Origin of the sequence: Bordetella avium (genome assembly GCF_034424645.1) — a bacterium.
Classification (GTDB): Bacteria; Pseudomonadota; Gammaproteobacteria; order Burkholderiales; family Burkholderiaceae_B; genus Bordetella; species Bordetella avium.
In genome coordinates this window covers 2092274-2116063 of the sequence record NZ_CP139969.1, presented here as the reverse complement: position 1 = coordinate 2116063, position 23790 = coordinate 2092274, and the positions used below count along the sequence as shown (strand labels likewise).

The window sequence follows — 23790 nt, the reverse complement described above, 5'->3', positions numbered from 1 at the left end:
CGCCCTATATCATGACGGACATGTTGTCTTGCTCTTTGCTCAAGGGCGGCGTTGCGGTGTCGAGCTGCTGGAATACGCGGTCCAGCCTGCGCGCGGATGCTCTGATCTGCGGGGCTCGCGCGTCGTCCAGTGGCAGGGCATTGACCACGGGCACGGTTTCCAGCCGTTTGAGTTCTATTCCAGCGTCGTGATCGGTGTAAGAAAGCTGGCCCTCAAGCAGCAGCGATGGGTTGTACGTGAACTGATCAAAACGCCCAGTCAGGCGCTGAGCCTGCAAGAATATTTCACGTCTGCCGATTTGCGGTACATAGTTTTCGCGTATGCCCTGCACATGCAGACGGCCGGCGACATCGGCTGTGCCGCTGACAGTGAGTTGCGAGCCGATATCGGTTAGCAAGGCGCCCTGCGCCGTTTGATGGTAGTTGCCATTGATGCGCAAGCCGGGCCCGCTGCTGTAGAGCGCGCCGCTGTTGCTGACATCGCCCGTGACACCGCGCCCGGTCAGGGTGCCCTGGGAGCCGATCGTGATTGGCGAGGTGACGCTGCCGAGTATGTCGAGGGTGCCGCCGTTCACGACGCTCGCGCCGGTGTAGGTGTTGTGGCCGGCCAGGGTCAGCGTGCCCTGGCCCGAGAGGTTCAGCCCGCCCGCACCGGAAATATTGTTGCTGAAGATGTAGCGCGTCTGGGCGTTGCTCCCTAGTGCGGCGTCAAAATTGCCGAAGGCAAACTGCGCCGGGCCCTCCACGGCGCGGCCGATATTGAGGATGCCCCAGCCATAGGTGGCGTCCACCCCTGGATCGCCCACATCGGTGGCGGTGGTGAGCAGCGTCGTGCGCAGATTGTCGTTAGTCATCCAGGGGAATTTTTCGAGCAGCAGTGCCGCCGCACCCGTGACCTGTGGCGCCGAGAATGAGCTGCCATCCTTGTATTCAAAGGCTTCTTGCTTGCGGCCCTCGTCGATGAATGTTTCGACGGCGAGCATTTTTGAGTTTGCAGCCATGCACCATTGGGCGGCTTCGCCGCAGCGGTCGGCCCAGGTCTCTATCCTGCCGTGTTTGTCGACCGCTGCGACCGTGATGAACCCTTTACGCAGCTTGGGTTCGATCCGCGGGGTGAGCGATTCTGCCGAGGGTTGTGAGTAGCCGCGTCGGAGCAGCGCGTTGCCATTGCCGGCCGAAAACACGAGGAGGGCGCCATTGTCGACCGCCTGGAGCAAACTGCCGACAGTCGTGTTGGCTTTTGTTTCCGGTGTTGCATTGGTGTACTCCGTTCGATAGTGCCCCAGTTGGCGGATGCTGGGCGGCCCGGCGTCGCTTCCCAAGCTGTTATTGATGAGTTTGATGCCGCTGTTGCTCAAATTGCGCCAGGCTAGCTTCGAGTCCACTCGTGAGATCACCCCGCTGCTAGGGTTGGCGGTGACATTGCCGGAATACAGCGTTACTCCCGGTGCGATCCCGCCCAGATAGTGCTGGCTGGCGTCGGGTTGGCCGGCCAGTGTTTGCGCTACCCATCCGCCGTGTTTTCCCTGGCGTGCTTCGGAGGCTTCGTGGAGACCGCCGTTGTAAAAGTCGTATTTGTTTTCGTCGCGGATACGGATGAGCGGCGTGTCTTCTTTGATGCCTTCATCCACCACGGCAACCCTGATGTTGGCGCCAGTCAGACCCTCATCGCGTACGGGTTTGAGATTGACCAGGTCGTAAAACTGAGCTTGGTCGCCGCGGGTGGTCGCGGAATAGGTGGATTCGGCGGGCGCAACGTATTGCTCCAGGGGGGCGTGAGGCTGTTTGGCCAGGCACGGCTTTCCGGGCGGAGGACTGCGGCCACTGCCGGCTTACTGGGGCCAGGAGGGACGATCTCGGGTGGGGGAAGGGGGGGCGGTAAGTCGGGGACAGGCGGGAGCTCGGGCTCGACCGAGAGAGGCTCCGGCTTGACCGGATTCGCGCCTTGATCGGGCTTGGCAGGATCGGGGGCGGGTGGTACGGGTTTGACTGGCTGGGGGAGGGACTGGCTCGGGTTCAAGGGCTTCGGCGGGTTTGGGGGCAGGCGGTACGGCCTTTATCGGCTGGGAGGTTCCCGGATTGGGCTGGCCAGGCCTGGGGCCGACGGAAGGAGGTTTTGCTGCGCCGGTAGGGTCCGGTGTCGAGGCGCGGCCCCCACGCCCGCCGCCGCAGGCGGTAAGGGCAGCGCAGGACAGGGCGATCGCCGTCGAGCGCAAGGATCGGGCCGGCTTGTTGGTAGGTGGTGAGCAGGGCATGAGGGTCTGACCGACAGGATGAATCAACTTTCAACTCTTATCCTTTCGTCGTCGCTTGCTAGAACAAATCCTGAAATATCAGTCCATTCTTATAAGATTCGCGCGGGCGAATCCGGCGAAGAGGCACTCTGACTTTGCACCAATAAAAAGCGCCGCAAAGGCGGCGCATTGTGTTGATCAGAACGTGTAGCGCAGGTTGGCTACGACGCCATGCGTGGTCCAGTTTTGGCTCCACTCTCCCTGGTAGGCCAGGCCCAGAGACAGCGACTCGGTGGCAGCGGCTTGTATGCCGAGACCCATGCCCCAGCGCGTGCGTGCCAAATTCCATTGACCGCTCTTTGCCTGCGATATCGGCATGGTTGCGAACCCTCCGTTGGTGCGAAAATCCCGGTTGCGCAGGTCGTGGTGTACCTGGACGCTGGCGTCCAGGCGCAAGGGTACAGATCCGATTGCCGTGTGATGCGTGGCGTTCAGGCGTCCGATCAAGGACGGTAGCGTGACTTGACGGGGCCGGGCGCGCAAACCGTAACCTCGTCCGCCAGACTCCGTAAACCCCTGCTGCCTGGTGTGATTGATCATCACGCCGATTTCGGGTGTGATCTGCGAGTCGGTGCTTATTTTCCACTGCGTGCCGAGTATCGCCGCTGCTTGCAAGCTGTGGCCTTTCGCGTTGGCCCCGACGGCGTCGCCGTTGTCGTCAAACCAGATATGGCGATCGACGCGATTGTTATAGCTGTTCAGGCCTGCCAGGTATTTCACATACCCGTCCTCACCAAGCGCCTGACGCAGACCAAGCATCAGGCCGATGGTCGTGCCGCGGCTGCGGTCATGAGTGGGGGCTTGGAAGTCCTCCTGCCAGCGCCGGTCGGCCGTATTCAGTGCCGCCGCAATATTCCAGTCCTGGTTGAGACGGTGACTCAGGCCCAGCGTGACGGCGTTGTTCCCCTGTCTGCCGTCTAGACCCGAGGGGCGCCAGCGGATCTGCTGGTGTTGATATTGCGCGAAGCCACCTTGAGGCTTACTGCTCAGCTGTTTTCCGAAAGAATCCAGGGTTTGGTCCTGAGCAAGACTTTGCAAGGCTGCGGCGTTGGCATATACGGCACCAGATAGGGAGTAGAGGCTGCTCCGCAATTGCTCGGGGTCGGCGATGGCTTGCAACGCAGCCGTGCCAGCAAGCAACTCCTGGACTGCTGGCGATGGGAGGGAGCGAACGCCGAGTGGTGCGTCGGGCGCCACGGCTTTGTCCAGTTCGTCCATCACGCGGTCTACATTATGGGCGGCGGCAAGAATCGGGGCTTGCCGTGCGTCGGGTTCGGGAAGGTTACGGGCTGCGAGTACGGTTTCGACTTGCTCCAAGTCAATGTTTGCGCTGGTTTGGGTATAGCTGAGCATGCCTTTTAGCAGCAGGGTGTCCTCGTGGGTGAAGCTGTCGAATCGGCCCTCTACTTGGCGGGCCGTAAGAAGGGGTACGCTTTCCGATTTTTTGGGGACGTAACCATTGTTCACGCCCTGGATATGCAGGCGGCCAGCCAGCGTTGCATCGCCGCTGACCGTCATGAGCGAGCCGAGCGAGGCGAGTAGCGTGCCTTGGGCCGTTTGCTTGTAGTCGCCATTGACATGGAGCCCTGCTCCTGCGGAGTAGACCGCGCCGTTGTTGGTGACCGAGCCGGTTTGTCCTTTGCCGGTCAGCATGCCGCCGGGATTGATCTGTACCGGTGATGTGATGGTGTTCATCACATCAAGAATGCCGCCGTCGATAACCGTGGCGCCCGTATAGCTATTGACGCCCGCGAGGACGAGCGTGCCTTGCCCCGATACCTGCAAACCGCCGTCGCCGGAGATGTCGTTACCGAAGATATAGCGTTTGCCGGGATCGTTCAGTTTTGCCCTGAAGTCGCCGAAAGGGAATTGCGCGGGGCCTTCGACGGCGCGCCCGACATCGAGCACCCCCCAACCGTAGACGCCATCCACCCCTATTTCGCCACGGTCGGCGGCGGTGGTGAGCAGCGTGGTGCGCAAATTATCATTCGTCATCCATGGGTATTTCTCAAGCAGAAGGGCGGCGGCGCCGGTCACCTGCGGGGCGGCATAGGAACTGCCGCGCTGCACTTCGGCCTTGCGTGTGCCATCCGCAGTGGTCGAGATGATGTAGGCTTTACCGGGTGCGGTCAGGCACCAGTCTGCGGCTTGGCCACAGCGGTCGGCCCAAGTGGCGATGTCGCCGTTGGCTTCCACGGCCGCGACGGCGATCAGGCCCTGGCGCAGCTTCGGTTCGATGACAGGAAGCATGGCTTCCGCCGCAGGGTCAGACTGACCCGCGCCGAGAATGCCATTGCCCGCAGCGATGATGAAAAGTCCTCCCTGTTCGACACCTTGTAAGACTGCGCCGACAATTGTCTTTGGTTTGTTAGCGGGCGAGGCTTCGGTGTACGCCTTCCGGTATTCGTTCATCGTTTGAACCGTAGCATTGCCGGCATCGGTACCCAGGCTGTTGTTGAACAGTTTGATACCCCGGGCGGACATGTCGCGCCAGGCGGCGATCATCGCTGCGCGGGACAGGGTTAGCGAGTTTGGGCCTGTGCTGATGTTGGCGGAAACCAGGGTGGCGTTGGGGGCGACGCCGCCTAGATAATGTTTATTGTTGCCACGGAATACGAGGCCCTCCTCGACGACGAGGGTCGGGTCTGCCTTGGCTGCCAGAACTTGAGCAACGCCGGTGGCATGTTCGCCCTGCCGGTCCTTGTCGTAGGCCTGCTCAGCGCCAGTGGATGTGTAGTCCCGACTGGCCGCCCAATCAACCTTGAGTTCCACGTCAGGGTTATTTTTAATGCCGTTGTCGATCACGGCCACACGTACGCCCTGACCCGTCAGGCCTGCGTCTTGCGCGGGTTTGAGATCGATGCGGTTGAGATAGTGCGCCTGTGTGGGCTTGGGTTGAAGCGGCGAGACCCCGAAGCTGGCGTGTTCCGGCTTTCGATAGTTTTCCAGTGGTTGCATCGGCCGCGTGCCGTTCCAGTTGGCGCTGCGTAGGATCACCTCCCTGTCGAGCGGCGCCGGGTTCGCGGCTTCTTCCCCGTTGTCGGGGGCGCCGCCGGGAGGAATGTTCTCAATCGGAGCTTCTTCACGCTGCACAGGTGGGACGATTTCAACAGCGGGCAAGCCAGGTTTGTCGGCGGGCGGTGCAACAGGAGGCGGTGGGACGACTTTCGGCGGGGGGGCATTGGGCGCTTCAGCAGGAGGAGGCGCGGCTTGCGGCACTTCAGGCGGTAGTGCAAGGGCTGCGCTTTTCACGCTACTATCGCCACCCCCACCACCACCTCCTCCACCGCAAGCGGTAAGGACGGAACATGACAGGACGACAGCGGCCTGTCGCAAAGAAGTGGTTGATTTATTTTTAGTTGAGAGGGAATGCATGAGGGTATTTCGGTAGATACATAACTTTCCATTTTTATCCCTCCTCATTAATCCTCACCGGACCGCACTTCGAATATCAGATATTTCTTGCATTTCTGGTCGTCTGTAGGAGACTTGACAGGTTCAGGCACTGAGTAAAGATGGCGGCCGTGATGTCCTGTCGCGCATGTTCGCGGCGCTCCAGCATGCCAATGGCCCGTGCGGAGGGGCCGATGTCTTGCGGCAGGGGCAGTACGCGCAATTCCGGGCTGTCTAGCCAGTTCGAACCATTTAGCAGGGGCAGCAAGGTGACCCCCGTCTCCTGGCGCACCAGTTCGACCAGTGTTTCGATAGCATTGAGTTCCAGGAATTCGGTCACGGTCACGCCCAGGCGGCGCAGTACGCGGTCAATTTGCCGGCCGGTGCGTTGTGTCCGGTCAAAACGCAGAAAGGGGTTGGCGTCGAGCACCTGACGGGCCTCGTTGCCGCCTGCCGCATCCTGATGGGCAAGAACTACGAGCGGCTCTTCATATAAGGGCGTCCAACGTGTGGACGCCATTTTGCGGCCCGCTTCGACAATCAGGGCCGCGTCCAGCTCGCCAGCTTCGACCTTGCTCGCCAGTTCGCTGGCTTTGCCCGAGAACAACCTGACATCCAGGCCAGGATGGGCCCGCTTCATGCGGGTGACGACTTTCGATAGCGTGGCCATGCACGAGACGATGGCCCCGATGGACACGGCGCCAGCCAAGGCGTCGCTAGCGTTGCGGGGGGCTCGCAACTTATCGTAGCTGTCCAGCAAGTGCTTGATTTCCGGAAGTAATTCCCGCCCTGCTGCATTGAGGATGGCCAGGCGGCCGCTACGGTCGAAGAGTTCGCGCCCCAGCTCGGTTTCCAGGGACCGCATTTGGAAGCTGACCGCAGCCTGGGTGAGTGCGACTTGTTCAGCGGCTTCGGCAAACGTTCCGTGGTGCGCGACCGCCAGAAAGGTGCGCATGAAACGCAAAGTGCTCATAGACGCTCGATATATAAAAATATTTTTAATTACGGATCAAAAAATCAAATTGATTTAATCAAATCACAAGAGTAAGTTCAACGCTTTTGTTCTTCGGCCTGCCGTTCAGAGATCCGCCCATGAAATCGTTTGACTGGAATAATCCCTATCCCACTCAGCGCATTCCGCTGTTTGCGCGGAATGTGGTGTCAACCTCGCATCCGCTGGCTGCCCAGGCGGGTTTGCGTATGCTGCTCAAGGGAGGGAATGCGGTGGATGCGGCGATCGCCGCTGCGGCGACCATTACCTTGACCGAACCCGTGTCCAATGGCCTGGGCAGCGATTGTTTTGCCATTTTGTGGGACGGCAAGGCGCTGCATGGATTGAATTCCTCGGGCACAGCGCCGGCCGCCTGGAATGTCGAGTATTTCAAACGCAAATATGGCACGGGCCCTGACGGCCTGGCCAAGCAGCCCAAGCGCGGCTGGGACACGGTGACTGTGCCGGGCGCTGTCGCCGGTTGGGCCGCCTTGCATGAGCGTTTTGGCAAACTGCCGTTTGAGCAACTGTTTGAGCCGGCCATCGAAATCGCCGAGCGCGGTTATGTGGTGCCGCCTATCGTGGCGCGTAAATGGGCTGCTGCCGCGCAGGAGCTGCACGATCAACCCGGCTACGCCGAGACCTTTATGCCCGAGGGCCGCGCACCGGCTGTGGGCGAGCATTTCCGCTTCCCTCATGCGGCCCATACGCTTAAGCGTATTGCCGAGAGCCGTGGCCGCGATTTTTATGAAGGCGAGTTGGCCGAGCGCATCGCCGCTTTCAGCAAGGAATGCGGCGCCGCTTTGACCCTCGATGATTTGCGCAACTTCCGGCCGCAGTGGGTGAACCCGATCAGCAAGGCTTATCGGGGTTATGAACTCAATGAGATCCCGCCCAACGGCCAGGGCATTGCCGCGCTGATTGCGCTGGGTATTTGCGAGAAATTCGATCTGGCCAATATGCCGGTCGATTCGGTCCAATCCCAACATGTGCAGATCGAGGCCATGAAGCTGGCCTTTGCGGATCTTTACCGGTATGTGGCCGATCCGCGCAGCATGGAGGTCACGCCTGAGCAGATGCTGGATGACGCCTATTTGGCCAGCCGTGCCAAACTGATTCAGCTCGATCGCGCCACGCATTTCGGTGCCGGCCGCCCGCATGCTGGCGGCACGATCTACCTGACGGCGGCCGACGAGAGCGGCATGATGATTTCTTTCATCCAGTCCAACTATATGGGTTTCGGTTCTGGCGTGGTCGTGCCGGATACTGGCATCAGCCTGCAGAATCGCGGTGTGGGATTCTCGATGGACCCGGCGTCCGCCAATGTGGTCGAGGGCGGCAAGCGCCCGTTCCACACGATTATTCCGGGCTTCCTGACCCAGGGCGGGAAGCCGGTCATGAGTTTCGGCGTCATGGGCGGCGATATGCAGCCGCAAGGCCATTTGCAGACCATCATCCGCATGCTGGATTACCATCAAAACCCGCAAGCCGCCTGCTGCGCGCCGCGCTGGAAGGTCAACCGGGATTTCACGCTGGACCTCGAGTCCACCATGAATCCTGCCGTGGTGCAGGCCCTCAAGGATATGGGCCATTCATTGAAGTCGGTGAACGATCCCTATATGGACTTCGGCGCGGGTCAATTCATTTGGCGCATGCATGGCAGTGACAATGAGCTGGGCTATGTGTCTGCCAGCGATAGCCGGCGCGACGGCCAGGCCGTCGGGTTCTGATGTAGCCAAAGATATATTTGCAAGGGGAAAACTATGAAAATCTGGAAGAGGCCTTTGGGCCTGGCGCTTACGGCCGCAACCTTGTCGTTGGCCGGTACGGCCGTCCTCGCGCAGGATTTGCGTATCGGTTTGCAAGAAGATCCCGATGTTCTGGACCCGCATCGCGCCCGCACTTATGTCGGCCGGATTGTGTTTACGTCCTTGTGTGACAAGCTGGTTGACCTTGACGACAAGCTGTAGTTTGTTCCGCAGTTGGCGACATCCTGGTCCTGGAGCGATGACAACAAGGAGTTGACGTTCAAGTTGCGCGATGACGCCTTGTTTCATGACGGCACGAAGTTTGACGCGGCCGCGGCCAAAGCCAATCTGGAGCGCGCCATGACGCTGCAGGACAGCATGCGCAAGGGGGAACTGGCCTCGGTCGAGAAGGTGGATGCGCCTGATGCGCAGACCTTGGTGATTACGCTCAAAAAGCCGGACGCTACCTTGATTTCGCAGTTGTCCGATCGCGCGGGCATGATGCTGTCCCCGAAGAGTTTCGAAGCTGACGCGGCTGCCGTGGGCCGCAAGCCCATTTGTTCGGGACCCTACAAGTTTGTGGAGCGGGTGCAGAACGATCGCATCGTGCTGGAGAAGTTCGACAAGTATTACGACGCAAAGCACTACGCCTTCCCGCGCGTGGTGTTTCTGCCGATTCCTGACACGACGGTGCGCCTGTCCAATGTGCGCGCTGGCGGTCTGGATATCCTGGAACGCATGAATCCTTCGGATGCTCCGCAGGTCCGGCAGGATAAAAGCGTGCAGTTCCAATCGGTGTCGGGTTTGGGTTCGCAGCAGGTGTTCTATAACCTGAACAATGGCAAGCGGGCGCAGGCCAATCCTTTCCAGGACCCGCGTGTGCGTCAGGCTTTTGAGCTGTCTATCGACCGCGATGTGATTAACGACGTGGCCGGCGGCGGTATTTTCGAGCCGGCAGGGCAGCCTTTCCCGCCCGCGAGCCCTTACCACTCGAAGCAGTATCCGGCACCCAAGCGGGATGTGGCCAAGGCGCGCGCGCTGTTGAAAGAGGCAGGATTGAGCAAGGTGAAGGTGGAGTTTGCCTTCGGTAATAACACCACGACGGCGGCCATAGCCGAAATGATCCAGGCCATGTCGGCGGAGGCAGGTTTTGAATTGAATCTGCGTCCCACCGAATATGCGGCGCTGCTCAATGAGGCGCAGAGCGGCAATTTCGAGGTTATTATGCGCGGCTGGTCTGGCCGGGCCGATCCGGACGGCAATATCTACCAGTTTGTGACGTGCAAAGGCGCGCTGAACGACGGCCGTTATTGCAATACCGAGGTCGACAGGCTGTTGAACGAGGCTCGTACGGTCCCCGAAGAGAGCAAGCGTATCGCGCTGTATGACCAGGCTCAGGCCATCCTCGAAAAGGACAAACCCAGCTTCTATCTGTACTATCAGCCCTGGCCTTTTGTGTTGGCAAAAAATGTGCGCGGCTTCACGGCTCATCCTGATGGCATGATCCGCTTGAAGGGCGTCACGCTGGCGCAGAAGTGATTCCGCCTAGATGGGTGGGAATGGTTCGCCATTCCCGCCCGCGATGATTTTGTCTTTCTGTTTTCCTCCATGTTGAAACTGATACTGCGCCGCGTGGTCGTCGCGATTCCGACACTTATTCTGGTGTCGATAATCGTATTCATGCTGCAAAAAATCCTGCCAGGCGATCCTGTCCTGACACTGGCCGGCGAGGAACGCGATCCCGCCGTGCTGGACTATCTGCGCGATAAATATCGTTTGAATGATCCCTTGCCCATGCAGTACGTGGCATGGGTCGGGCAGGTTATCCAGGGTGATCTGGGTAAGTCGATGCGCACCGATGTTCCCGTCTTGACGCTGATAGGGCAAAAACTGCCGGTCACGCTGCAACTGGCGGCAATGGCGATGCTGTTCGCCATGATTATCGGCATACCGATGGGCATTATTGCCGCTGTGCGCAAGGGCACGGCCGTGGAGGCAGGCGCCAATGTGGCGGCCTTGTCGGGTATGTCCATTCCCAACTTCTGGCTTGGCATCATTCTCATCATGGTGGTGTCGGTGCAATGGAAGCTCCTGCCGGCTTCGGGTTATGTGTCGCCGACGGAAGACTTATGGTTGTCCATCAAGACCATGCTGATGCCGGCCTTCGTGTTGTCGACCGCCATCGCCGCCTATCTGATGCGGCATACCCGCTCGTCCATGCTGGAAGCCCTGAGCGCCGACTACGTCCGCACGGCGCGGGCCAAGGGCGTCTCGGCGCGCCAGGTCGTTCTGCGCCATGCTTTGCGCAACGCGCTGATGCCTATCGTGACGTTGGTCACGCTGCTGTTCGGCGAGTTGCTGGCCGGGGCTGTGCTGACCGAACAGGTCTTCACCATCCCGGGCTTTGGCAAATTGATTGTCGACGCGGTGTTCAACCGCGATTACGCCGTGGTGCAAGGGGTCGTGCTCTGCGTCGCGGTGGGCTTTATTTTCATGAATCTGTTGGCGGACGTGCTCTATGTCCTCGTCAACCCCCGTTTGAGGCATCAATGAGCGCGACCACTATCACGGCCGTTCCGCCCCGCGCCGGCAACCGCGCCTGGGCCAAATTCAAGCGCAACAAGGTCGCCGTGGTCGGCGCCGTTGTTGTGCTGTTCTTCGTGGTGTTGGCGGTGTTTGCGCCGCTGATCGCTAATCACGATCCTTTCCAGACCAGCTTCATGAATATCCGTAAGGCGCCTTCGGCGACGTATTGGATGGGGACTGATGAGCTGGGCCGCGACATCTTCAGCCGCCTGGTCTATGGCGCGCGCGCCTCGCTCATGGCGGGTATGGTGTCGGTGCTGATCGCTTTGGTGGTCGGCGTGCCCTTCGGGCTGGCAGCCGGTTACTTCGGTGGCTGGACGGATAGCATTATTTCGCGCGCCACGGAAGCGCTGCTGGCGATTCCCTTCCTGATTCTGGCTATTGCGCTGGCCGCTTTTCTAGGGCCCAGCCTGATCAATGCCATGATCGCCATCGGCGTATCCGCCGCGCCCAAGTTCATCCGTATCACGCGCGGGCAAGTGCTGGCGGTGCGCAACGAGGATTATGTTCAGAGCGCCCGCGCGCTGGGCGCCTCCGATCTGCGCATCATCGCCCGTCACGTGTTTCCGAACGTGCTGCCGCCTCTGATCGTGCAGGCCACCATCACCATCGCTACGGCCATCATCGCCGAAGCCAGCCTGTCTTTCCTGGGCCTGGGCTTGCAGCCGCCCAATCCTTCCTGGGGTTCGATGCTGAACACGGCCAAGAACTTCATGACTCAGGCGCCCTGGATGTCGATCTTCCCCGGGTCGGCCATCTTTTTGGCAGTGCTGGGCTTTAATCTGTTGGGCGACGGTCTGCGTGACGCCCTGGACCCGCGTCAGGACAAGTAAAGCATCATGATGGCAAGTATGGATAATCAACGCGTGGTGCAGGTCAATGATCTGACTGTGCGTTTCAATACGCCCACGCGCACCGTCGAGGCCGTTCGCAACGTGTCGTTTCACGTTGATCGCGGTGAAACACTGGCTATTGTGGGTGAATCGGGTTCGGGCAAATCCGTGACGTCCCTGGCGTTGATGCGCCTGGTGGAGTATGGCGGCGGCAAGATAGCTTCCGGCGATATGTTGCTGCGGCGCCGTAGCGGAGAGGTGCTGGACCTGGCCAATGCCGAAGAGCGGGTGCTGGAGAAAGTCCGTGGCGCCGATGTCGCCATGATCTTCCAGGAGCCCATGACCTCGCTGAACCCGAGCTTCACCGCAGGGTTCCAGATCGCCGAGGCCTTGCGCCTGCATCAGGGGCTGGATGCCGCCGCCGCTCGCGCCGAGACGCTGCGCATGCTTGAGCGCGTGCGCATCCCGGAGGCTCGCGCCATTCTGGATCGTTACCCGCATCAGCTCTCGGGCGGTATGCGCCAGCGTGTGATGATCGCCATGGCGCTGTCTTGCAAGCCGCAATTACTGATTGCCGATGAGCCGACCACGGCGCTGGATGTCACCATCCAGGCGCAGATCCTTCAATTGATTCGTCAATTGCAGGAGGAAATGGACATGGGCGTCATCTTCATCACGCACGATATGGGTGTGGTGGCCGAGGTCGCCGATCGTGTGCTCGTGATGTATCGCGGCGACAAGGTGGAAGAGGGAGGTTCTGACGAGATTTTCGCCAATCCGCGCCATGCCTATACGCGTGCGCTGCTGTCCGCCGTTCCCCGTCTGGGTGCGATGCAGGGCACCGATCTGCCCAGTCCTTTCCCGCTTTTGCGCGTAGAGGGCAATAAGCAGGTGGCCGAGTCAGAGCCGGTGGTAGACACCGTGCGCCGTGCCCAGGGGCCGGTGCTGAAGGTGCGCGATCTGGTCACCCGCTTTGATATTCGCGGTGGTGTATTCGGCGGCGTGCAAAAGCGGGTCCATGCCGTCGAGAAGGTCAGCTTTGACCTCTACCCCGGCGAAACGCTTTCGCTGGTGGGCGAGTCGGGCTGCGGCAAGACCACTACGGGGCGCTCCCTGCTGCAACTGGTCAAGAGCCAGGGAGGCAGTATCGAGTTTGACGGGCGCAACATCGGTTCGCTGCGCGGTGCCGCCATGCAGACGCTGCGCCAGCATATTCAGTTCATTTTCCAGGACCCCTTCGCTTCGCTGGACCCGCGCATGACGGTCGGCGATTCCATCATGGAGCCCCTGCTGATCCACAAGGCGGCGCGCGGCAAGGCAGCGCTGGACCGGGTGCGCTGGCTGATGGATAAATGCGGCTTGTCGCCTGAAATGATCGATCGCTATCCGCATGAGTTCTCGGGCGGTCAGCGGCAGCGGCTCTGTATCGCTCGTGCCCTGGCGCTCAATCCCAAGGTCGTGATCGCGGATGAGTCGGTCTCTGCGCTGGATGTGTCGATTCAGGCGCAGATCGTCAATCTGCTGCTGGATCTACAGCGCGAGTTGGGTGTGGCTTTTCTGTTTATCTCGCACGACATGGCGGTGGTCGAGCGTGTCAGTCACCGGGTGGCGGTGATGTATCTGGGGCAGATTGTCGAGATCGGGCCGCGCCGCGCGATCTTCGAGAACCCGCAGCATCCCTACACCAAGAAGCTGATGGCGGCGGTGCCCATCGCAGATCCGCAGCGCCGCCACCGGCAGCGCTCTCTTCTGGTGGATGAAATCCCCAGCCCCGTGCGGGCCGTGGGCGATGATCCGGTGGTGCAGCCTCTGGTCGAAGTCGGCCCGGGCCACTTTGTGGCCCGCCATTCGGTCGGCGTCTATTGAATCCCTCGAGCTTTGCCCGCAGGAGAGGCAAACAGCATAAGGACTGGCGGGTGCGCCAGTCCTTTTTTTTCAAACGCATCCGGCGCACGGGGTGGGGTAGGGCGGCCGAGCGCAGCGGGCGGATTCAACGGCGCTCCAGTGCCAGTCTCAGGCCGAAAGCGATAAAGACCGTACCGGTCGCCGCATCCAGGCCGCGCCCGACGGCAGACTGTGACAGCCAGCGCGCAAGCGGACGTGTGGCGGCAACCAGTGCCGCAAACCACGCCAGACCGACCAAGGCATGCAGCGCGGCCAGCAAGAGACTGAAGCCCAACACATTCACGTCCTGTGGAATGAATTGCGGCAGGAAGGTAATGTAAAACACCCCTACCTTGGGATTGAGCAGATTGGTCAGGCAGCCGCGCCGCAGCCAGCCCAGCGCAGATACATTGGCTCGCGTGTCACCTTGCTGGATATCCGGCCCGCCGCCGCCGGCACTACGCCGACTGCGCCACAGTAGGCCCGCGCCCAGATAGAACAGATAGGCTGCACCGGTCAGACGCAGGATGTCATAGGCCAATTGTGAAGCAGCCAGCAAGGCGCCCAGGCCGAAAGCGGCGGCAGCGCCCCAGGCCAGGCAACCCAGGCAAACGCCCAGGCCCGCCATAAGGGCGCGCCGCGGCCCTTCCGTGGCGGCGGTGCGCAACACCAAGGCGGTGTCCAGGCCTGGAGTAAGCGTCATGATAAGGGCGGCTATCGAAAAGGCGAGCAGGGCGGTGGTGGCGGTCATGGCAATAGCTGGACTAAAGCGCAGATGATACGCGCTCACGGTATCATTGCAGGTTTTGCCTAACTCGCCGGATGATTTTATGGCTCTGCGCGCAACGATTTACAAAGCCGATCTGAACATCGCCGATACGGATCGCCACTACTACGGCAGCCACGGGCTGACCGTGGCGCGGCACCCCTCGGAGACTGACGAGCGCATGATGGTGCGCATCGCGGCCTTCGCCATGCATGCCGACGAGACCCTGGCCTTCACCAAGGGCTTGAGCGACACCGATGAGCCCGATATCTGGTCCAAGGATCTTACGGGCGCAATCTCGCTCTGGATCGAGGTTGGCCAGCCCGAGGAGCGCCGCATTCTGCGCGCCTGCGGGCGTGCCGATCAGGTGGTGATTTATTGCTATGGCGGCCATGCTTCCCAGATCTGGTGGGAGGGGATACGCAACAAGGTGGATCGCGCCCGCAATCTGCGGGTGGTCAATCTGCCGGCTGCGCAGACGCAGGCGCTGGCCGCGCTGGCCGAACGCGGCATGCAGATCAATGTCAATATTTCCGACCATACGGTCTACGTATCGGCCGCTCAAGGCGAGGTGGCCCTGGAGCCTGAGGTCTGGCGCGAGACGCGCGCCTGAGCGCGTTTCAGCTAGTCGTTTCCGCAGCGTAATCGGAGCGGCATCCTTTGCCGGTCTGCTGGCTGAACTTGGCGGACAGGGCGGCGATCTGTTGATCGCTAGGATGCCGGCCGATTCAGGGTGGACCCGGTGCCTGCGCCGGCCGCTGCCTCCCGAGCAGGCTCAGGCGCGTCGGTCGTGAGCCTTGAGCGGTGGAATCGCGCGTCCCAAAGTCACTTTGCGCCAGAAATCGGGCAAAAAGCATTCGGCCACGAGTAAAGGCTGCCCGTGGCGCCAAAACACCGAGCGGCGTGCCCAGATCGCGCTGCCGTCATGGTTTGGCGGCAGAGCCATGCGGTAGAAGGGCAAAGGAGAGCTGAGACGCCGGCAGACAAAGGGAGAGCGGGTGACGCCCCGGTCGTGATAGAGCATGTCGGCCAGCGGACGAGTCAGCAAACGCCGCATGCCCTGCCAACTGCCATGCGAGGCGGCCAGCGGGGTGAGACTGCGTGCGGGCACGCTGTCGATGCCATCAACCGACATCAACACCTCCCGCACCCAGACCGGCGAGCCTGGCGCGATAAGCATGGCCCGCGCTTCGTCCAGGGAAGCCCCCTCGGCGTGTTCACTGACAACGCGCAGTTGCACTTTTCCGAGTTGGCGCAGGCCGGCGGTCAAGGCGCCAGGGCGGAATAGCCAATGGCGTTGCGTGGGCGAGAGCAGAGAGGGGGCGCGGATAAGCCAGCCGGCGGCCAGCGGAGCCTGATACTTGGTGGTCATGGCTGCGTATTATGCCAAGACCCCGCCGTCTGCGTCTTACAATACGCGTCATGGAAAAAGTACGTATCTCCAAGCTGATGTCCGAACAGGGACTCTGCTCGCGCCGTGAGGCGGACAGTTATATCGAACGCGGTTGGGTGCGCGTAGACGGCGAAGTGGTGTCCGAGTTGGGCGCCAAGGCCTATCCGCACCAGAAAATCACGCTGGAGCGCGCCGCGCGCGCCGCCCAGACCTCGCTCGCCACGATACTCATCAACAAGCCGGTGGGCTATGTGTCGGGACAGGCCGAAGACGGCTACAAACCCGCTGTCGCTTTGGTCGATGCGCGCAGCCAGTATGAGGGCGACCGCTCCGGACGGCGCTTTGACCGCGCCAATCTGCGCGGCCTGGCCGTTGCCGGCCGGCTCGATATTGATTCTCAGGGCCTGCTGGTGTTGACGCAGGACGGCCGGGTCGCCAAACAGCTTATTGGCGAAGACTCTCTGGTCGACAAAGAATATCTGGTGCGCGTCGAGGGGCGCTTGAGCGAACGCGGGCTGGCTTTACTCAATCATGGGCTGATGCTCGATGGCAAGCCGCTCAAGCCTGCCAATGTCTGCTGGCAGAACGAGGATCAACTGCGTTTCGTATTGCGTGAAGGCAAGAAGCGCCAGATCCGCCGCATGTGTGAATTGGTCGGCTTGCGCGTCGTGGGTTTGAAACGGGTGCGTATCGGCCGGGTGCGTCTGGGCGATCTGCCCGTGGGTCAATGGCGTTATCTGCGCGAAGACGAGCAATTCTGAGCGGCTCTCGTCTACGCAGGGCCATGCCTTACCGCTCCTCAGGCCAGATTTGGAAAAAGCCGGGCGCTATGTTTTTCGCCCACGCCCTGCTGGTTCAGGCGCTCCATCAGAAACTCGATGAAGATGCGCGTCTTGGCAGGCAGGAGCCGGGTATCCGTGACCGCATAAACGGGGAAAGGGCCGGCATGCCAGTCCGGCAGCACTTTTTCCAGTGACTCGCCGTCTTCGCAGTGTCTGGCCGCTAGAATGGCGATGCCTGCGCCCAGGCGCGCCAGGCTGCGCAGCATGGACACGCTATTTACCGAATAGCGCCTGCCGGGCGTGATCTCGAACTGCTGCTGCCCATTGGTCAGCGGCCAGCGGGTGACCCGGCCGGCATGACCCACACGGAACTCCAGGCATTCATGTTTGGCCAGATCATCCGGGTGCAGCGGCCGGCCATGCCGGTCTAGATAGTCCGGGCTTGCGTAGAGCCCGGCGGGCAGCATGCCCAATAGCCGTGCGATCTGCGTCGAGTCGGGCAGCTCGCCGATTTGGAGAGCGACGTCACAGGAGCGGAATACCCGCTCGGCATGTTCGGGGCTGGCAAGATCCAGATAAAAGTCCACCTCGGGATAGCGCCGTGAAAATTCCACGAAGGACTCGGCCATGAACTCGGTGCCGAAATCCGCCGGTAGATTGACGCGCAGTGGCCCGGAAGGTGTTTCAAGCAGTTTCTGCAATTCCTCGTGTGCGGCCTGCGCCTCGGTCACGATGCGCTGACATCGATCGAAATACAACTGGCCGGCAGCAGTCAGCTCTACCTTGCGCGTCGTGCGCGATAGCAATTGCAGTCCCACGGCCCGTTCTAGCTCGGAAACCTGGCGCGAAAGCGTCGATTTGGGGATGCCGAGATTATCTGCCGCGCGACTGAAATTGCGCGTTTTAGCCACCTCGACGAAGAGTTCCATGCCTTGGAGTCGATTGTTCATGAGTAGCAGGTTAATGGCGTTTCGGCGGGTTTATTGGCCCATAAATGGAACAATGTTTTCGTCATCTTAGTCTTTGTTTCTAAGACGGGATAACGGAGAATTGCCGTTTTTGCGTTGTAACAAACTGAGAGTGCCTGCGCCGGTCGGCCGCTGGGTAGCGCTTGGTTTCGGGAAGGGATCAGATGAAGAGTAAGACGCAGATTGGGCGCATCGTGTTTTCCACGGTGGCGCTTGCCCTTGCGCTGGCTGGTTGCGGTAAAGAGCAGGCCGCTCCTGCGCAGGGTAAACCGCAGGTAGGCGTGGTGACGCTCAAGCCTCAGGCGGTGGCGCTGTCTACGGAGTTGCCGGGCCGTACCTCGGCCTATCGCATCGCTGAAGTCCGGCCTCAGGTCAGCGGCATCGTGCAACAGCGCATGTTTACCGAAGGCCGCGAGGTGCGGGCGAATCAGCAGCTCTATCAAATCGATCCTTCGCTCTACCAAGCCAGTTACGACAGCGCCAAAGCGGCCTTGGCCCGTGCTCAGGCGCAGGCCCGCACGGCCGCACTGCTGGTTGATCGTTACAAACCGCTGGTGACAAGCCGCGCTGTCAGCCAACAAACCTATGACAATGCCGTGGCTGCCCGCGATCAGGCCAATGCCGATGTGTTAGCGGCCAAGGCGGCTTTGGAGACGGCCCGCATCAATTTGGTCTACACCAAAGTGCTGTCTCCCATCGGCGGCATTATTGGCCGTTCGCTCGTCACAGAGGGCGCGCTGGTCACCGCCAATCAGGCCGCGGCCATCGCCTCGGTGCAGCAGATTGACCCCATTTATGTGGATGTGACGCAATCCAGTGTTCAGTTGTTGCGCTTGAAGCAAGCGCTGGCCAGTGGACAGCTGCAACAGGCCGATGGCGCTCAGGCAGCCAAGGTCACGCTGGTGCTGGAGGATGGCAGCACTTATGCCGAACCGGGCAAGCTGGAATTTTCTGAGGTGACGGTCGATCCGAGCACGGGTTCGGTGACGCTGCGCGCCTTGTTCCCCAATCCCCGGCATCAGTTGCTGCCCGGTATGTTTGTGCGGGCGAATCTGGCGCAGGGCGTCGCCAACGAAGGGCTGCTGGTGCCCCAGCGCGGGGTGACCCGCAACCAGCGTGGTCTGCCGACGGCTTTGGTGGTCAATGCCGACAACAAGGTAGAGCTGCGAGAGTTGAGGACTGATCGTACCGTGGGCGATCACTGGCTGGTGACCCAGGGCCTGGCGGCAGGCGACCGCGTGATCGTGGAGGGCTTGCAGTCGGTGCGTCCGGGGGCCGAGGTTAACGCGAAAGAATTTCAGGCCAGCGCAGCCGCGCCGGCCGGGCAGAACGGCCAGTCGCCGGTGGGCAAGTAAGGGAGCCGGCGCATGGCAAAGTTTTTTATCGACAGGCCCGTCTTCGCCTGGGTGATCGCCGTCGTCCTGATGATGGCGGGCGGCTTGTCCATTTTGAGTCTGCCGGTAGCGCAATATCCGAATATTGCGCCACCCGCGATTGCCATCAACGTGACCTATCCGGGCGCTTCCGCGCAGACGGTGCAAGACACGGTGGTACAGGTGATCGAACAGCAGATGAATGGCATCGATAACCTGGAATATATTTCTTCGGAAAGCAACTCTGACGGCAGTGTGGCGATCACGCTCACCTTCCGCCAGGGCACCAATCCGGATACGGCCCAGGTGCAGGTGCAGAACAAGCTGTCGGTCGCTCAACCGCTTTTGCCGCAAGAGGTGCAGCAGCAGGGGATACGGGTTACCAAGGCGACCAAGAACTTCCTCATCGTTGCCGGCTTTGTGTCCTCGGATGGCAGCATGAGCAAGTCGGACCTCGCCGACTATGTGGCCTCTTATGTGCAGGACCCGATCAGCCGCACCCGGGGCGTGGGCGATTTCCAGCTCTTTGGCGCACCCTATGCCATGCGTGTCTGGCTCAGTCCCGAGAAGCTCAACAACTATAAGTTGTCGGCTTCCGACGTGACCAACGCCATCAAGGAGCAGAACGTTCAGGTGTCGTCCGGCCAGTTGGGCGGGCTGCCCGCCGCGCGCGGCCAGCAATTGAACGCCACCGTGATCGGCCCGACGCGTTTACAGACGCCCGAGGAATTCGGTGACATTTTGCTCAAGGTCAACACGGATGGGTCGCAGGTGCGCCTGCGTGATGTCGGCAAGATCGAGCTGGGTGAGCAGAGCTATGCTATTGATAGTTTCTATAACCGCAAGCCGGCCTCGGGTCTGGCGGTGAAGCTGGCGAGCGGCGCAAATGCCCTGGACACGGCCCAGGCCGTCCGCGACACCATCAACAGTCTGAAGCCCTACTTCCCGCCGGGCATGGAGGTCGTCTATCCCTACGACACGACGCCTTTCGTGAGCCTGTCCATCGAGGGCGTGATCCACACGCTTATCGAGGCCATCGTGCTCGTGTTCCTGGTGATGTATCTGTTTTTGCAGAACTTCCGCGCCACCTTGATCCCGACGCTGGCCGTACCGGTGGTCTTGCTGGGTACTTTCGCCGTGCTGGCGGCGTTCGGTTACTCGATCAACACCCTGACCATGTTCGGCATGGTGCTGGCCATCGGACTGCTGGTCGACGATGCGATTGTGGTGGTGGAAAACGTTGAGCGGGTCATGGCGGAGGAGGGCTTGTCGCCCAAGGCAGCCACTCGCAAGTCCATGGGCCAGATTACCGGCGCCTTGATCGGTATTGCGATGGTGTTGTCGGCGGTGTTCATCCCCATGGCCTTTTTCGGCGGCTCCACGGGCGTGATCTACCGTCAGTTCTCGATCACCATCGTATCGTCCATGGTGCTGTCGGTCGTAGTGGCCGTTGTGTTCACGCCAGCCTTGTGCGCGACGATGCTCAAGCCCATTCCCAAGGGTCATCATGGTACGAAGAAGGGCTTTTTCGGCTGGTTCAACCGAATGTTCGAACGCTCAACCGAGGGCTATGCCAACACCGTGAGCCGCACGATGACGCGCAGCAAACGTCTGCTGCTCATTTATCTGGCGCTGATTCTCGCCACGGGCTGGCTCTTCACGCGTATTCCGACGGCCTTTTTGCCGGGGGAGGATCAGGGCATTTTGTTCGCGCAGATTCAGACGCCTGCGGGCGCGACGGCCGAGCGCACCAAGGTCGTGATCAATGAGGCCGTGGACTATCTGCTCGACAAAGAAAAGGATTCGGTGGCATCGGTGTTTGCGGTGTCCGGCTTTTCTTTTGGCGGCAGGGGTCAGAACGCGGCAGTGCTGTTCATCAAGCTAAAGGACTGGAAGGAGCGCCAGTCGGCCGATCGCCGGGCGGCGGCGTTGGCCCAGCGCGCCAACGGCTACTTCTTTGGCAATATCCATGATGCTCAGGCCTTTGTGTTCGCGCCGCCTGCGGTCATGGAGTTGGGTAATGCCTCTGGCTTTGACTTTATGTTGCAGGATCGCGCCGGCATCGGCCACGAAAAACTGCTCGCGGCCCGCAATCAGTTGCTGGGAGAGGCGATGAAGAGCCCCTTGCTTGCTCGTGTGCGTCCGAACGGTATCGAAGACGCGCCTCAGTATCAGCTCGACATCGATCGCGAGAAGGCGCGCGCGCTGGGGGTGTCGATCGCCGATATCAACAGCACGCTGGCCACAGCCTGGGGCTCGTCGTATATCAACGACTTTATCGACCGTGGCCGGGTGAAGAAGGTGTTTGTGCAAGGCGAGGCCGACTCGCGCATGCTGCCTGAAGATCTGGATAAATGGTATGTGCGTAATAAGGCGGGCAATATGGTGCCGTTTTCGGCTTTCGCCAAGGCTGACTGGACTTATGGGCCTCAGAAGCTGAATCGTTATAACGGCGTGCCCGCTTTCAATATCCAGGGGGAAGCCGCAGCGGGGCGCAGTTCGGGCGAGGCCATGCGCGAAATGGAGCGTCTTGCCGCCAAGCTGCCCCCCGGGCGTGGGTTTCGAATGGACGGGCTTGTCGTTCGAAGAAAGGCGTTCGGGCGCCCAGGCTCCCGCACTTTATGCCATCTCGCTGATTGTGGTGTTCTTGTGTTTGGCCGCCCTCTATGAAAGCTGGAGTATTCCGACCGCAGTCATGCTGGTGGTGCCGCTGGGCGTGTTAGGCGCTTTGCTCGCCACCCTGATGCGCGGTTTGTCCAATGACGTGTATTTCCAGGTGGGGCTGCTGACGACGGTGGGGCTGGCGGCCAAGAACGCGATTCTGATCGTGGAGTTCGCCAAGGACTATTACGAGCAGGGCGCCAGCCTGGTCGAGGCTGCCGTACATGCTGCGCGGCAACGTTTGCGGCCGATTTTGATGACCTCGCTGGCTTTTGTTCTGGGCGTTGTGCCACTGGCGATTTCCAATGGCGCGGGCTCGGGCAGTCAGCACGCCATTGGTACCGGTGTGATTGGCGGCATGCTGTCGGGCACCTTTCTGGCGATTTTCTTCGTGCCGCTGTTCTTTGTGCTGGTGTTGCGTCTGTTCAAGGTTCGCCGCCGCGCTGAGATGCAGGCCGAGGAAAATGCCGCGCACTCTCATTCCCACGGAGATCAGTACTGATGATCCCGAACATGAAAACCTTGTTGACCCTGACGGCGCTGGCCAGCGCCCTGGCCGGTTGCTCACTGGCGCCCAAGTATGAACGCCCGGATGCGCCGGTGTCGGCCAGCTATCCGACCGGCCCCGCCTATGCCGCAACGCAGGCCGGGGCAGGTGAACTGGCCGCGGCCGACGTGGGTTGGCGTGATTTCTTCCAGGATTCGCTGTTGCAGTGGATTCTGACGCTGACGCTGGAGAATAACCGCGATCTGCGTGTGGCGGCGCTCAATGTGGAGGCGGCGCGCGCGCAATACCGTATCGAGCGCGCGGATCTCTTGCCGACCGTGGGCGCGGCGGGCACGGCGAATGTGCAGCGCACGCCAGCCAGCCTGACACAAAACGGCAGTCTGCAGATATCAAGGCAGTACCGGGTGGGGGCAGCGGTGTCGTCGTGGGAGCTGGACCTGTTCGGGCGGATTCAGAGCCTGACTGAGCAGGCATTGCAGACCTATCTGGCGCAGGATGAGACGCGCCAGGCTACGCAACTGACCCTGATCGCCGAAACGGCCAATGCCTATCTGACCTTATGCGCAGATCAAGAACTACTACAGCTTACCGAGCAAACACTGGCTTCGCAGCGGGCTTCCTACGACTTGACCAAACAGAGTTTCGATCAGGGTGTGGCCACCGAGCTGGATCTGAGCCAGGCTGAGGTATCTCTGCGCACCGCCGAACGCAATCGGGCCCAGTACCTGCGTCAGGTGGCACGGGATCGCAATGCCCTGACGCTCTTGGTTAGCCAGCCTTTGCCGGCGGACCTGATCACGCAACTGGATGCGATCAAACAATTGCCCGATGACGTCGTCATCGCCAATTTGCCGGCGGGATTACCTGCTGATCTGTTGGCGCGGCGTCCGGATATTCGTGCGGCGGAGCATCAGTTGCAGGGCGTCAATGCCAATATCGGCGCGGCGCGTGCGGCGTTTTTTCCCACGATCAGTCTGACCGGGTCGGCGGGTGTCGCCAGCGGCTCCCTGGGCAGCCTGTTCGATGCGGGTTCCGGCGCCTGGAGCTTCGCGCCACAGATTACGATGCCGATTTTTGCGGGCGGAGCGCTGCTGGCCAATCTGGATTTGGCGCAGGTGCGCAAGCGCATCGGCATCGCCAATTACGAGAAGGCGATTCAGATCGGCTTTCGCGAGGTGGCCGACGGCCTGGCCGGGCGCGTGACCCTGGATCAGCAGATCTTGGCGCAACGCCAACTGGTCGAGGCCAATCAACGGGCCTATACCTTGTCGGATCAACGCTTTCGCCAGGGGGTGGACAGCTATCTGAGTGTACTGGACTCGCAGCGCTCGCTTTACTCGTCTCAGCAGGCGCTGGTTGATACGCGACTCGCGCGTTTGGCCAACCTGATCGACCTGTATAAAGCGCTGGGCGGAGGCTGGACGGAGCGCAGCGTAGGGCAGGCCGGCAGGCAGTAGGCCGACTCGCCTCGCCACTGACCCTCCCTCATGGAGGGCGTGGCGGATGATAGACGAAGCTACAGAGAGGTACGGAAAAACGGAAAGCAGACAGCTGCTTATAGGACAGTAGTTCACTTCTCTTTAGAGTTAGGCCCGCTAACTGAAACAGTGG

Annotated in this window: 14 protein-coding genes and 2 pseudogenes; 10 read left to right on the top strand and 6 right to left on the bottom strand. The window is 60.9% G+C overall.

Features of this window, described 5'->3' with window-relative positions:
- Window positions 1–4 precede the first annotated feature (4 nt).
- The 3 genes from U0029_RS09860 to U0029_RS09850 form a co-directional block, all read right to left on the bottom strand.
- Entirely contained in the window at window positions 5–1630 is a 1626-nt protein-coding gene (locus U0029_RS09860; protein WP_147294803.1) for a S8 family serine peptidase, read from the bottom strand.
- 801 nt (window positions 1631–2431) lie between these two features.
- Window positions 2432–5545 (bottom strand): S8 family serine peptidase, encoded by a 3114-nt coding sequence (locus tag U0029_RS09855; protein WP_147294802.1) that lies wholly within the window; start codon window positions 5543–5545, stop codon window positions 2432–2434.
- Between the two features lie 199 nt (window positions 5546–5744).
- Window positions 5745–6659 (bottom strand): LysR substrate-binding domain-containing protein, encoded by a 915-nt coding sequence (locus U0029_RS09850; protein WP_012417311.1) that lies wholly within the window; start codon window positions 6657–6659, stop codon window positions 5745–5747.
- Window positions 6660–6778: 119 nt separating this feature from the next.
- Between U0029_RS09850 and U0029_RS09845 the strand changes: the two genes are divergently transcribed.
- The 5 genes and pseudogenes from U0029_RS09845 to U0029_RS09825 all read left to right on the top strand — a co-directional run bounded on the left by U0029_RS09845 (window position 6779) and on the right by U0029_RS09825 (window position 13710).
- On the top strand, window positions 6779–8407 hold the full coding sequence (locus U0029_RS09845; protein ID WP_114852823.1) for a gamma-glutamyltransferase family protein: 1629 nt from the start codon (window positions 6779–6781) through the stop codon (window positions 8405–8407).
- A gap of 33 nt (window positions 8408–8440) precedes the next feature.
- A pseudogene (locus tag U0029_RS09840) lies at window positions 8441–9964 on the top strand (ABC transporter substrate-binding protein).
- Window positions 9965–10033: 69 nt separating this feature from the next.
- Window positions 10034–10978: an ABC transporter permease gene (locus U0029_RS09835; protein WP_114852804.1), complete on the top strand. Its 945-nt coding sequence runs from the start codon at window positions 10034–10036 to the stop codon at window positions 10976–10978.
- A complete protein-coding gene (locus U0029_RS09830) occupies window positions 10975–11844 on the top strand; it encodes an ABC transporter permease (RefSeq protein ID WP_114852805.1) in 870 nt (289 codons plus the stop codon). The genes U0029_RS09835 and U0029_RS09830 overlap by 4 nt, the downstream gene beginning before the upstream one ends.
- A gap of 18 nt (window positions 11845–11862) precedes the next feature.
- Window positions 11863–13710: a dipeptide ABC transporter ATP-binding protein gene (locus tag U0029_RS09825; protein WP_114852806.1), complete on the top strand. Its 1848-nt coding sequence runs from the start codon at window positions 11863–11865 to the stop codon at window positions 13708–13710.
- A 124-nt stretch (window positions 13711–13834) separates the two neighbouring features.
- Here U0029_RS09825 and U0029_RS09820 read toward each other — a convergent pair whose 3' ends face one another.
- A complete protein-coding gene (locus U0029_RS09820; protein WP_114852807.1) occupies window positions 13835–14479 on the bottom strand; it encodes a LysE family translocator in 645 nt (214 codons plus the stop codon).
- 79 nt (window positions 14480–14558) lie between these two features.
- Here U0029_RS09820 and U0029_RS09815 point away from each other — a divergent pair, with 79 nt between their 5' ends.
- Window positions 14559–15107 (top strand): YaeQ family protein, encoded by a 549-nt coding sequence (locus U0029_RS09815; RefSeq protein WP_012417318.1) that lies wholly within the window; start codon window positions 14559–14561, stop codon window positions 15105–15107.
- Window positions 15108–15269: 162 nt separating this feature from the next.
- On the opposite strand, the gene U0029_RS09810 is transcribed toward U0029_RS09815, so the two are convergent.
- Entirely contained in the window at window positions 15270–15866 is a 597-nt protein-coding gene (locus U0029_RS09810; protein WP_012417319.1) for a chorismate--pyruvate lyase family protein, read from the bottom strand.
- A 50-nt stretch (window positions 15867–15916) separates the two neighbouring features.
- Here U0029_RS09810 and U0029_RS09805 point away from each other — a divergent pair, with 50 nt between their 5' ends.
- Window positions 15917–16648 (top strand): pseudouridine synthase, encoded by a 732-nt coding sequence (locus U0029_RS09805; protein ID WP_012417320.1) that lies wholly within the window; start codon window positions 15917–15919, stop codon window positions 16646–16648.
- Between the two features lie 38 nt (window positions 16649–16686).
- Here the strand turns inward: U0029_RS09805 and U0029_RS09800 are convergent, their stop codons facing one another.
- Window positions 16687–17598, bottom strand: coding sequence for a LysR family transcriptional regulator (locus U0029_RS09800; protein ID WP_012417321.1), 912 nt, complete (start codon window positions 17596–17598; stop codon window positions 16687–16689).
- 203 nt (window positions 17599–17801) lie between these two features.
- Between U0029_RS09800 and U0029_RS09795 the strand changes: the two genes are divergently transcribed.
- From U0029_RS09795 to U0029_RS09785, 3 genes and pseudogenes are all read left to right on the top strand, one after another.
- Entirely contained in the window at window positions 17802–18992 is a 1191-nt protein-coding gene (locus tag U0029_RS09795) for an efflux RND transporter periplasmic adaptor subunit (RefSeq protein ID WP_114852808.1), read from the top strand.
- A gap of 12 nt (window positions 18993–19004) precedes the next feature.
- Window positions 19005–22173: pseudogene (locus tag U0029_RS09790) on the top strand (efflux RND transporter permease subunit).
- Entirely contained in the window at window positions 22173–23636 is a 1464-nt protein-coding gene (locus tag U0029_RS09785; protein WP_114852809.1) for an efflux transporter outer membrane subunit, read from the top strand. The pseudogene U0029_RS09790 and the gene U0029_RS09785 overlap by 1 nt, the downstream one beginning before the upstream one ends.
- The last annotated feature ends 154 nt before the right edge of the window (window positions 23637–23790 follow it).